This window comes from Kytococcus sp. HMSC28H12 (assembly GCF_001816045.1).
Classification (GTDB): domain Bacteria; phylum Actinomycetota; class Actinomycetes; order Actinomycetales; family Dermatophilaceae; genus Kytococcus; species Kytococcus schroeteri.
The window spans coordinates 1-11,761 of record NZ_KV824491.1 but is presented as its reverse complement, the minus strand read 5'-3'; the positions used below and the strand labels follow the sequence as shown (position 1 = coordinate 11,761).

Genomic DNA, 11,761 nt, shown 5'->3' with positions numbered 1-11,761 from the left:
CGCCGGTGAGGCTGCCGGCGCGCTCGCGGCCGGGGGACCGGTCCGGTCCGATGACGCGGTGGGAGGTGCCGGCGCGGCGTCGGGGCTGACCACGGCGAGCGCGGCTGCCGTCGTCGCCGAGGCCACGCAGGGTCTGCTCTTCCTCGGGAGCTCGCGGGCCCCGCGGTCGATGGACCTGTGGACCCCGGGGCCGGGGCCGGGCGTCACCGGCGTGGTGGGCAACCGTGGGCTGGCGGGCATCGACGGGTGCCTGTCGACGGCAGCCGGGTGGGCCCTGACGCAGGGGCCGACCACGGCGCTGGTCGGGGACCTGACCTTCCTGCACGACGCCAACGCCCTGGCGGTCGGGCCGGGGGAGCCCCGCCCGGACCTCACGGTGGTGGTGCTCTCCGACGACGGGGGTGCGATCTTCTCTGACCTCGAGTACGGCCGCGCGCCGTGGCGTGAGGCGCACGGCGAGGACACCTTCCGGCGGGTGTTCACCACGCCCACCGGGGTCGACGTGTCGGCGCTCGCAGCGGCCTACGGGGTGCCCGTGCAGCGGGCCACGAGCGTGGACGGGCTGCGGGCCGCCGTGTCCGACCGGCCGCGCGGCCTCCGGGTGGTGGAGGCCGTGCTGCAGGGCTGAGTGGTGCGGGAGGTGTGAGGTGGCGGGCGGTGCCCGGGGCCCCTGCTGGGTCGGGCGCTGGTGGAGAGCCTCAGTCGCCGGCGAGGGCCGAGCGCATCGGGGCCAGCTTGGTGTGGGTCTCGGCCAGCTCGGCGTCCGGGTCGGACTCGGCCACGATGCCGCCACCGGCCCACATCCGCAGCTGCCGCGGGTCCTCGGGCAGCACCCGGCCACAGCGCAGGGCCAGGCCCATGTCGCCGTCGCCGCGGGCGTCCATCCAGCCCACCGGGCTGGCGTACCGGCCACGGTCGCGTCCCTCGAACTCGGCGATGAGTTCCTGCGCCGCCTCCCGGGGCGTGCCGCCCACGGCCGCGCTCGGGTGCAGCGCCCCGGCCAGCTCGAGCACCGTGGTGCCGGGTTCGGCCCGTCCGTCCAGATCGCTCACCAGGTGGAACAGGTTGGGCAGCGTGAGCAGTGCCGGCGACCGCGGCGCCACGACGGCGCTGCACAGCGGCGAGAGGCGCTCCACCACCGAGTCCACGGCGAACGCGTGCTCCGACAGGTCCTTCCGGCTGGCCAGCAGGGCGTCGGCCGCGCGCTGGTCGTCCTCCACGTCGGCCGCCCGGGCCGCCGTGCCCGCCAGCACCCGGGAGAACACGTGCCCGGCGTCCAGGCGCACGAGCATCTCCGGGGTGGCACCCACCAACCCGTCCACGGCGAACGCCCAGGTGTCGGGGTAGTCGCCCGCCAGCCGGCTGAGCAGCCAGCGCAGGTCGATCGGCTCGGCGGCGGTGGCCACGACGTCGCGGGCCAGCACCACCTTCTGTGCCCGCCCCTGCCGGATGGCGTCCACGCACCGCTGCACCACGTCCCGCCAGCCGGCGTCGGGGGTGTCGCCGGGCTCGTCCACGATGCCGGTCGGGCGCCGCGGGGCGGGGGACTCCGGCGGCAGCCCGGTCACCGCGGTGGACGAGTCCACGGCAGCACCGTCCACGGGAGCACCGTCCGCACCGGCACCAGCGGTGGCACCACCTGCGGCACCGTCGTCGACGACACCCTCTGTGGCCCGGCGGATCCGGGTCACCCACGCCACGTCGCCCTTGCGGCCCACGACCACCTCGGGCACCACGAGCGCCGACCCGGCCGGGGAGTCGTCGCGGAAGGCTGCCGACGCCCAGGTCACCAGCCCCGCACCGCGCGGCAGGGCCGGCTCCCCGGAGGAGCCGTCGGGGGCATCGCCCGCCCGGGCCGCGTCGTCCACCGGAGTCGCATCGCCCGCCGGGGCCGCGTCCCCCACCCAGGTCGTGCCCTCGTCCACGGCGGCCTCGACGACCGCCTGCCACCACCGGCTGAGCAGCTGCCAGCGATCGGGGCCGGCGTCGGTCACGGTCGCGGTGGCCGCCCGTCCCCAGCCGACCATCCCCTCACGGCGCCGCACCCAGGCCACCACGTCGCCGGCGGCCACCTCGGGCACCACGCGGCCGAGCCCGACGCCGTCGGCCGGGTGCACCTCGGTGCGGACCACGAGCCGCGGCACCGGCGGCAGGGACGGGGACGGAGTGCTGAGGGGGGTGTTCATCGCCGGTGAGCGTAGCCACCGGTCCGCCCGTCGCCACCGGAGGTGGCCACCACCGCCTGCCCCGCCCCGGGGTGGGAGACTGGCCCCATGAGCCGCGCCAGCCTCGCGAAGGACCCGTCCCACGTCTCCGAGATGTTCGACGAGGTCGCCCCTCGCTACGACTGCACCAACGACATCCTCTCGATGGGGCAGGCCCGTCTCTGGCGTCGCGCCGTCACCCGGGCCGTGGCACCCCGACCGGGCCTGCGCGTCCTCGACCTGGGCGCCGGCACCGGCACCTCCAGCGAGCCGCTGGCCGACGCCGGCGCCGACGTGGTGCCCGCCGACTTCTCCGAGGGCATGCTCGCCGAGGGCCGTCGTCGCCGCCCGGACCTGCCCTTCACCCGGGCCGACGCCATGGACCTGCCCTTCGAGGACGCCTCCTTCGACGTCGTGACCATCAGCTTCGCCCTGCGCAACGTGGCCGACCCGGCCGTCGCCCTGCGCGAGATGGCCCGCGTCACCCGCCCCGGCGGCCGCCTCGTGCTGTGCGAGTTCTCCACCCCCACGCTCGCGCCCTTCCGGGCCGTCTACGAGCGCTACCTCATGAAGGCGCTGCCCGCCATCGCCGGCCGGGTCTCGTCCAACCCGGAGAGCTACGAGTACCTGGCCGAGTCCATCGAGGCGTGGCCCGCCCAGGCCGGCGTCCGTGACCTGGTGGTCGGCTCCGGCTGGACCGACGTGCGCTGGCGCAACTTCTCCGGTGGCGTGGTGGCCCTGCACACCGCCCAGCGCGCCGACGTCCCCGCCCTCGCGCGATACTGACCCCCTGCACGACCATCCCCCTGCAGGGACCCGCCCCGCCGGCGGCCTGCAGACCCGGCCGGCAGGGTGACCTGCCCGGCCCGCCGCACCCCGACACGCACACCCGAGGACTGACTGTGGAGAACGCCCGCCAGCACGCCGTCGACGGCGTCGCCGCCGGACTGGAGCGGGTCGACACCCTGCTCCACGAGGTCGTCCGCCACGACGACCCGTTCATCGCCGAGGCGTCGGCCTACCTGCTCGAGGCCGGGGGCAAGCGCTTCCGCCCCCAGCTGACGCTGCTCGTCTCCCACCTGGGGCAGGGCGTCACCGACGAGGTGGTCAAGGCCGCGGCCGCCGTGGAGCTGGTGCACCTGGCCTCGCTCTACCACGACGACGTCATGGACGAGGCCGAGCTGCGCCGTGGGGTGTCCAGCGCCAACGCCCGCTACGGCAACGCCACCGCCGTGGTGGTGGGCGACCTGCTCTTCGGGCGGTCCTCCGCCCTGGTCTCCGAGCTGGGCCCCGATGCGGTGCGCCTGCAGGCCGACACCTTCATCCGCCTGTGCGCCGGCCAGATCCGCGACGAGCGCCCCGTGCCCGAGGGCGTGGACCCGGTGGAGCACCTGCTGGGCGTCCTCGCGGACAAGACCGGCGCCCTCATCGCCGCCGCGGCCGAGTACGGCGCCCGTCTGGGTGGCTGCGACGAGGCGACGGTGCGGCTCATGGCCGAGTTCGGGGAGCGGCTGGGCCTGGTCTTCCAGCTGGCCGACGACCTGCTCGACGTGGCCTCCGACGCCGAGGAGTCCGGCAAGACGCCCGGCACGGACCTGCGCGAGGGCAAGGCCACCCTCCCGGTGCTCTTCGCCCGTCGCAGCACCGACGACGAGGGCGCCCGACTGCGGGAGCTGCTGGCCGGCCCGGTGGTCGAGGCCGACCTTCCCGAGGCGGTGGAGCTGCTCCGCGCCCACCCGGCCCTGGCCGAGGCCCGCGCGTACACGCTGCGCTACGCCGAGGACACCGCGGCCGTGCTGGACCCGTTGGGCAGCAACGAGGTCACCGACGAGCTGCGCCGCCTCGTGCGCGCCGTGGCCGACCGCGTGGCCTGAGCCCCGCCGGCACCCACACCGCGACGCCGCCACCACGACGTGCAACGGCCCGCCCCCATCGGGGAGCGGGCCGTTGCCGTGCGAGGGGGGATCAGCCGAAGAGCGAGCCCACGCGCGACTGGGCGGAGCCGAAGGCCGAGCCCGAGGCCACACCGGTGTCGACGATCGGGCCGGGGGCGTCCTTGGTGCGCTTCACCTCGACCACGCCCGGGCGCGGGAAGCCGTCACCCTTGTACGGGAACTGCGAGAACACGTTGGTGGTGCTCGCGCCGTCGATCTCGCCCGGGTGCTGCACGGCGACGAACACCGAGGTGTTGTCGGTGGACACCAGCGGGCCGGAGCACTCGGCACCGGTGGGCACCGAGAGGAACTGGGTCAGCAGGCCCATGTTCTCGCCGGCCACCGGCATCGCGTAGAGGCCGTCGCAGTGGCCCAGGGTGCCGGGCATGCCGTCGGTGGAGATCCACAGGTTGCCGGCCTTGTCGAAGGCGACGTTGTCCGGGCAGGAGATGGGGGCCACCATCGACTTGTCGTAGCCGTTGAAGTAGGTGGTCGGGTCGGTGGGGTCACCGCAGATGAGCACCAGCTTCCAGGTGAACTTCGTGCCGGTGTGGTCGCCGCCGGCCTCGGTGATCTCGATGACCTGGCCGTGCTTGTTCTCGGCGCGCGGGTTGGCCTCGTCGATCTCGCCGGGGGCACGCTTGGAGTTGTTGGTCAGGGCGCCGTAGATGCGGCCGTTGACCGGGTTGGGCTCCACGTCCTCGGGGCGGTCCATCTTGGTCGGGCCCACCTTGTCGGCGGCCAGGCGCGTGAGCACCAGCACCTCCTCGGTGGACATGCCCGGCACCACGGACTTGCCGTTCTGGGTCAGCGGGATCCAGATGCCGGAGCCGTCGGAGACGCCGTCCTCGAAGCCGTCGCCGGAGAACTTGGCCACGTAGAGGTCGCCGTCCTCGAGCAGCGTCATGTTGTGCTGCTTGTTGCCCTCGACGTACTTCTTGCGCGAGACGAACTTGTACATGTAGTCGAAGCGCTCGTCGTCGCCCATGTAGGCCACGGCGTGGCCGTTGGCGGCGATGGTGACGTTGGCGCCCTCGTGCTTGAAGCGGCCCAGCGCGGTGTGCTTGCGCGGGGTGGCGGTCGGGTCCATCGGGTCGATCTCGATGATGTAGCCGAAGTGGTGCAGCGCGTTGTTCTCGTTGCGCAGGTCGAAGCGCGGGGCGGCGTCCAGGAAGTAGTTGGACAGCTCGTCGGCGCTGGTGACCACGCCGTAGCGCTCGTACTCCTCCTGGGCGGCGGCGTTGTCGGCGTCGCCGAGGAAGTAGCCGTTCCAGTTCTCCTCGCCGGACAGGATGGTGCCCCAAGGGGTCACGCCACCGGCGCAGTTGTTCATGGTGCCGAAGGCGTTCTTGCCCTTCGGGGTGGCCTTCGTCTTGAGCAGGTCGGAGCCGGCGGCGGGGCCGGTGAAGGCGAACTCGGTGTCCAGGTGGATGCGGCGGTTCACCGGGGAGTTCAGGTCGCGCTCGTAGAAGTCCTCGGCGGAGGCGCGCTGCAGGGCCGTGATGGTCAGGCCGTGGGCGGCCAGCAGGACGGCCTGCTGGTCGGCGGTCGGGCGCGCGTCGGCCAGGCCGTCGAACATGAGCTCGGGGTTGACGTACTCGTTGTTGAACGAGAGCACGGCGGTGTTGTCGCCGGTGGGGATCACCGAGACGAAGTCCGCGTTGTAGCCGGCCTGCTGCTTCTGCGCGGCCTCGGACTGGTTCTTGATGTCGAACGCCGGGGCGTCGGGGGTCAGCGGGTCGCCCCAGTTGCACAGCGGGTTCCAGGCGAAGCCCTCGGGCACCTTGAACTCGTCCACCTCGGCCGGGGTGGGGGCGATGCCCTTGAAGCCCAGCGGGCCCTCGGAGGCCTCGGCGATGTCGGCGGCCACGGCCGGGGTGCGGGTGTCCGCGGCGGCGAAGGCAGCGGCGGTGGCCAGGCCCAGGCCACCGGTGATGAGCACCTGGCGGCGGGAAGCGCCCTCGGCCACGACCTCGGCGAAGGTCTGGTTGTCCGAGGTGTTGGGCACCGGGCGCGCACACGCGTTGTTGCAGCGGTAGTGGCAGGTGACCGCCTGGCGGCCACCGGTGATCGGCGAGTTCAGGATGGGCAGCAGGCGACGTCCGTCGTTGCGCATTTCGAGCCTCCGCAGGGGATCAGAGAGGGTGGTTGGGGGCAGGTAGCCCTCGCGCGACCCTAGGAAGCGCGCATGGAGGAGCGGTGTTCGCCCGGTGAACTCCCGGTGACGGCTGCGTGGCCGATGGGGGAACGTCGCCGTGGTCGCCCGCAGCCGGTCCCCGCGCCGCGCCTCAGCTGCCGCTCAGGCCCCCGGCGGCCCGCGCCAGCCGGTCGTGGCGGCGCCGGCGCCCGGCGGCCACCACGGTGTCGGTCATGAGCACCACCAGGGCGCACCACACCATCGCGAACCCGATCCAGCGGCTCACCGAGAGGTGCTCGCCCATCACCAGCACGCCCACCAGCAGCTGCAGCACCGGGGTGAGGAACTGCAGCAGGCCGATGGTCACCAGGGTCACCCGGGAGGCGGCGGCCGCGAAGAGCAGCAGTGGGATGGCCGTGGCCACACCGGCCGAGGCCAGCCACAGCATGTGGCCCACCCCGTGGCCGGTGAAGGTCTGGTGCGTGGTGGTGGACCCCGTCGGGGAGGTGCCGAGCCACACGAGGATGCCGGTGGCCACCGGCAGCAGCGCGACGGTCTCGGCGGTGAGCGAGTGCAGCGCCGGCACCGAGGCCCCCACCTGCTTCTTGAGCAGCCCGTAGGTGGCGAAGCTCAGCGCCAGGGCCAGCGAGATCCACGGCGGTTGGCCGTAGTCGACGGTGAGGTACACCGCGGCCGCTGCGGCGATGCCGACCGCCACCCACTGCCAGCGGCGCAGGCTCTCGCGGAGCACCACCACGCCGATGACGACCGTGGCCAGCGGGTTGAGGAAGTAGCCCAGGGCGGCCTCGGTGACGTGGCCGGTGGTCACCGCGGCCACGTAGATGGTCCAGTTGACGCCGATGGTGAGGCCGGCGGCGGTCATGGCCAGGGCCCGACGGCGGGTGCCCAGGACGCCGCGCAGCGCGCCGAGCTGGCGGGTGGCGGCCAGCAGCACCAGGCAGAAGAGCAGCGACCAGACCACGCGGTGGGCGAGGATCTCCCACGGCCCGGCCGGGGCGAGGGCGGCGAAGTACAGCGGGAAGGCGCCCCAGAGCAGGTAGGCGCCGAAGCCGTACAGCACGCCGCGGCCGGCAGCCGGCGAGGGCGTGCCGGCGGGGGTGGCCGCTGCGGGGTCACCTCCCGTCGGCGCCGCCGGGGCGGGGGTGGGGTGGGTGCTCATCGGGGGGTCCTCCTCTCACGGCGCAGGTCGACCACACTGACGGCCAGGGCCACGGTGGCCAGGGCGACGATGGTGAGCAGCGCGGTGCGGAACGCCACCGACCACGACTGCCCCGCATCCAGGACGGCGAACAGTACGCCCGGCACCAGGGCGGTGCCCACAGCGGTGCCGATGCGCTGCCCCAGGGACATGAGCCCACCGGCCACCCCGCCCTGCCGGGGATCCACCGCCTGCAGGGTCAGCGTGGTGTTGGGGCTCACCACGCACCCCTGGCCCGCGCCCACCAGCGCGGCGGCCGCGGCGCAGGCCCACCACGGCACCCGCCCGGACTCCACCAGCGGGGTGAGCGCCACGAGCAGCAGCAGGGCGCAGATCACCACGAGGAAGCCGCCGATGACGAGCCGCCGCCCCCAGCGCAGCACGTGGCGCCCTGCGAACTGGGCGGAGAGGCCGGCGCCCACCGACGAGGGCAGCAGCACCAGCGCCGCGGCGAACGCACTGTGGCCCAGGTGCATCTGCATCCACAGCGGGATGACCAGGAAGATGCTCGTGGCCCCCACGAAGTGCACCGACACCACGGCGATGCCGTTGCGGAAGGGCTCCACGGAGAACATGCGTGGGTCCACCACCGGGGAGCCGCCGCGGTCCCGGTAGCGGCGCTCCCAGACCACGAAGAGCGCGGCCAGCAGCATCCCGACCGGCAGGGGCGCCCAGGCCGCGGGGCCGCCCCGCTCCACGAAGGGCACCATCAGGCACAGCACCGTGGCTCCCAGCAGCAGGGTGCCCACGGGGTCCAGGTCCGGGCGCGTCCCCACCGAGGCGCGGTCGTCCGGGGCCCACCGCGGGGCGAGGACGAGCACGGCCAGCCCCAGCGGCAGGTTGAGGGCGAACATCCACCGCCACCCCGCCTCGGGGCCGAGGGCCTGGATGAGGAACCCGCCGAGCACGGGACCGACGGCGGTGGCCAGCGCCACGGTGGTGGCCATGGCCGCGAACGCGCGGGCGCGCTGCTCGCCGCGGAAGTGCTGCTGGATCAGGCCGATGGTCTGCGGGTTCACCAGGCCCGAGCCGAGCCCCTGCACCACCCGCGCGGCGTTGAGCACCCCGGGCGAGGGGGCCAGCGCGGCCACCAGCGACCCGGCGGTGAACAGCGCCACGCCCCAGCCCAGCAGCCGTCGTCGCCCGATCTGGTCGCCCAGCCGCCCGGCGGGCACCAGCAGCAGCCCGAAGGCCAGGGCGTAGCCGGAGACCACCCACTGCAGCTGGGAGCTGCTGGCCCCGAGCGAGTCCCCGATGGGGGCCAGGGCCACGTTCACCACCGAGACGGCCACCAGGGCCATGAAGGTGGGCACGAGCAGCACCACCAGGAGGCGCCACCCCTCCGCGCGCTCGGTCGGGGCGGAGGGGGAGGTCGTCACCCGGGCAGTGTAGGAGCGGGGCCGCGCGGTGCCCCGGGGTGGGAGGATCGCCCCATGCACCGACACCACAACGGGCTCAAGACCGTGATGCTGTTCGGCCTCATCTGGGCCCTCTTCCTGGGCCTGGGGGCCGTCGTGGGCGGGGGCCGGTTCATCTGGCTGTTCGCCGTGTTCGGCCTGCTCTCCACGGCGTACACCTACTGGAACTCCGACACGCTGGCCATCCGTGCCATGCGGGCCCGGGAGGTGGGGCCGCACGAGGCGCCGGCGATGCACCGCATCGTCACCGAGCTGTCCACGGCCGCCGGCCAGCCGATGCCGCGCCTGTACGTCTCGCCCACCATGGCGCCCAACGCGTTCGCCACCGGCCGCAGCCCCTCGCACGCGGCGGTGTGCTGCACCGCCGGCATCCTCGAGCTGCTCGACGAGCGTGAGCTCCGCGGGGTGCTGGGCCACGAGCTCATGCACGTGTACAACCGCGACATCCTCACCTCCGCGGTGGCCTCGGCCATCGCCGGCACCATCACCTCGGTGGCGCAGATGATGATGTGGTTCGGCGGCGGGCAGGGGGAGAACCGGCCCAACCCGCTGGTGATGATCGCGATGGCGCTGCTCGCCCCGCTGGGGGCCACCGTCATCCAGCTGGCCATCAGCCGCACCCGCGAGTTCGACGCCGACGAGGACGGCGCGCGGCTCACCGGTGACCCGCTGGCCCTGGCCAGTGCGCTGCGCCGCATCGAGTCCGGGGCGTCGGCCCGCCCGCTGCGCCCCGAGCCGCGGGTGGAGACCGTCAGCCACATGATGATCGCCAACCCCTTCCGCGGGGCGGGGGTGGCGCGACTGTTCTCCACCCACCCGCCCATGGACCAGCGCATCGCGCGGCTGGAGGCGATGGCGGGGCAGCGCCTGGGCTGAGGGGCGCGGCCCCCGTCCACATCCCCGTGACCTGCGGCCGGGTCTCGGGGCAGGATGGCCCCCATGCCCTCGCTGACCCGTGACGAAGCCCAGACCCGTGCCGCGCTCATCGAGGTGGTCTCGATGGACGTGGAGCTGGACCTGACCACCAGCTCGCGCACCTTCGAGTCCGAGACCACCATCGTCTTCACCGCCGCCGCGGCCGAGCCCACCTTCGTGGACCTCAAGGCCGTGGACGTGCACGAGGTGGAGCTCAACGGCGTCGCGGTGGAGCCGGCCACGGTGGTCGACGGGCGCCTGCCCCTCACCCCGGCGCAGGGCGAGAACACGCTCGTGGTGCGCGCCACCATGCCCTTCTCCAACGACGGGCAGGGCCTGCACCGCTCGGTGGACCCGGCCGACCAGCGCGAGTACGTCTACGGCCACCTGTTCCTGGACGCCGCGCCCAAGGTGTTCGCCTGCTTCGACCAGCCCGACCTCAAGGCCCCCTACGCCGTGGTGGTCAAGGCGCCGGACGAGTGGGTCGTCACCGGCAACGGCGACCCCACCCACGAGGGCGGGGGTGTGTGGCGCCTGGCCACCACCAAGCCGCTGTCCACCTACTTCGTCACCGTCTGCGCCGGCCCCTACGTGCAGCAGCGCGACACCTGGCGCGGACCGGACGGCCAGGAGGTGCCGCTGGTGGTGCACACCCGCGCCTCCCTGGCCGAGCAGCTCGAGGCCCAGGCCCAGCAGGTGTTCGAGGTCACCCGCCAGTGCATGAGCTTTTTCCACGAGCTCTTCGGCATCGACTACCCGTTCGGGGAGTACCACCAGGTGTTCGTGCCGGAGTTCAACGCCGGTGCCATGGAGAACCCCGGCTGCGTGACCTTCCGCGACCAGTACGTGTTCACCGGCGCCATCACCCGGCAGGACCTGCTGCTGCGCTCCAACACCATCGCCCACGAGATGGCGCACATGTGGTTCGGCGACCTCGTGACCCCGGGGTGGTGGGACGACCTGTGGCTCAACGAGTCCTTCGCCGAGTACATGGCCCACCGTGCGCTGGTGGGGGCGACGGAGTTCACCGAGGCGTGGGTGGACTTCGGCATCGGCCGCAAGCCGTGGGGCTACGCCGCCGAGCGCTCGCCCTCCACCCACCCGGTGGCCGGGGCGCCGGCGCCGGACGGCGACACCGCGCTGCAGAACTTCGACGGCATCAGCTACGCCAAGGGCGCCTCGGCGCTGCGCCAGCTCATCGCGTGGATGGGGGACGAGGCCTTCGTGGCGGGCGTCCGCGACCACCTGGAGGGCCACGCCTACGGCAACGCCACGCTGGCGGACTTCCTCGGCTCGATGGGGCGCGCGTCCGGCCGCGACGTGCAGGCCTGGGCGGCGGCCTGGCTGGAGACCGCCGGCCTCGACCGCATCGCGGTGGAGCTCACCACGCGGCAGGACGCCGACGGGCTGCCCGTCATCGACACCGCCACGGTGGTGCGCCAGCAGCCCACCGGTGAGGCGTTCACCCGTTCCTCGGGGGAGCCGGCCGGGCGCCCGCACGCCCTGACGGTGGCCGGGTGGACCGACGGCGACCGCGCCTGGCAGGTGGACGTGGAGCTCGACGGCGACCGGGTGGAGGTGCCCGAGCTGTCCGGCCGCCCCGTGCCGCGCCTGGTGGTGCCCAACGCCGCGGACACCACCTGGGCCACCGCGGTGCTCGACGAGGACTCGTGGGCGGCGCTGCCCACCCAGCTGCCGCAGGTCACCGAGCCCGTCACCCGCGCGATGCTGTGGGCGGCCCTGTTCGACGGCGTCGCCGAGGCCACCGTGGACCCGCGCCACCTGGTGGAGGTCTTCGTCCACGCCTTCCCGGCCGAGACCGACGCGTCGGTGCTGGCCATCTCCGGCGGGTACACCCAGCGGGCCGTGCGCACCATGGTGCCGGCAGCGGAACGCGAGGGGCTGCTGGAGCGCATGGCCGCCGCCGGCCGCGA

Annotated in this window: 9 protein-coding genes; 5 read left to right on the top strand and 4 right to left on the bottom strand. The window is 73.9% G+C overall.

Annotation, left to right across the window (positions count from 1 at the left end; genetic code table 11):
- Positions 1-628, top strand: a 628-nt coding sequence (locus HMPREF3099_RS07035) for a thiamine pyrophosphate-binding protein (RefSeq protein WP_237769787.1), incomplete at its 5' end; no start/stop codon positions are given.
- A gap of 70 nt (positions 629-698) precedes the next feature.
- Here HMPREF3099_RS07035 and HMPREF3099_RS07030 read toward each other — a convergent pair.
- Positions 699-2,186 (bottom strand): isochorismate synthase, encoded by a 1,488-nt coding sequence (locus tag HMPREF3099_RS07030; protein WP_070705330.1) that lies wholly within the window; start codon positions 2,184-2,186, stop codon positions 699-701.
- A gap of 87 nt (positions 2,187-2,273) precedes the next feature.
- Here HMPREF3099_RS07030 and HMPREF3099_RS07025 point away from each other — a divergent pair, with 87 nt between their 5' ends.
- Together HMPREF3099_RS07025 and HMPREF3099_RS07020 are read left to right on the top strand one after the other, a co-directional pair.
- Positions 2,274-2,990: a demethylmenaquinone methyltransferase gene (locus HMPREF3099_RS07025; protein WP_070705333.1), complete on the top strand. Its 717-nt coding sequence runs from the start codon at positions 2,274-2,276 to the stop codon at positions 2,988-2,990.
- A 116-nt stretch (positions 2,991-3,106) separates the two neighbouring features.
- On the top strand, positions 3,107-4,078 hold the full coding sequence (locus tag HMPREF3099_RS07020) for a polyprenyl synthetase family protein (RefSeq protein ID WP_070705329.1): 972 nt from the start codon (positions 3,107-3,109) through the stop codon (positions 4,076-4,078).
- Between the two features lie 91 nt (positions 4,079-4,169).
- Here the strand turns inward: HMPREF3099_RS07020 and HMPREF3099_RS07015 are convergent, their stop codons facing one another.
- From HMPREF3099_RS07015 to HMPREF3099_RS07005, 3 genes are all read right to left on the bottom strand, one after another.
- Positions 4,170-6,254 carry a PhoX family protein gene (locus tag HMPREF3099_RS07015; RefSeq protein WP_070705328.1) on the bottom strand — a complete coding sequence of 695 codons (2,085 nt, stop codon included), beginning with the start codon at positions 6,252-6,254 and terminating at the stop codon, positions 4,170-4,172.
- A gap of 172 nt (positions 6,255-6,426) precedes the next feature.
- Entirely contained in the window at positions 6,427-7,455 is a 1,029-nt protein-coding gene (gene rarD / locus HMPREF3099_RS07010) for an EamA family transporter RarD (RefSeq protein WP_083323586.1), read from the bottom strand.
- Positions 7,452-8,873 carry an MFS transporter gene (locus HMPREF3099_RS07005; RefSeq protein ID WP_070705327.1) on the bottom strand — a complete coding sequence of 474 codons (1,422 nt, stop codon included), beginning with the start codon at positions 8,871-8,873 and terminating at the stop codon, positions 7,452-7,454. The genes rarD and HMPREF3099_RS07005 overlap by 4 nt, the downstream gene beginning before the upstream one ends.
- Before the next feature lie 54 nt (positions 8,874-8,927).
- On the opposite strand from HMPREF3099_RS07005, the gene htpX reads away from it, so the two are divergent.
- Positions 8,928-9,788, top strand: a complete 861-nt coding sequence (gene htpX, locus HMPREF3099_RS07000; RefSeq protein WP_070705326.1) for a zinc metalloprotease HtpX — start codon at positions 8,928-8,930, stop codon at positions 9,786-9,788.
- A gap of 63 nt (positions 9,789-9,851) precedes the next feature.
- A partial coding sequence (gene pepN / locus HMPREF3099_RS06995; protein ID WP_070705325.1) for an aminopeptidase N occupies positions 9,852-11,761 on the top strand: 1,910 nt, incomplete at its 3' end.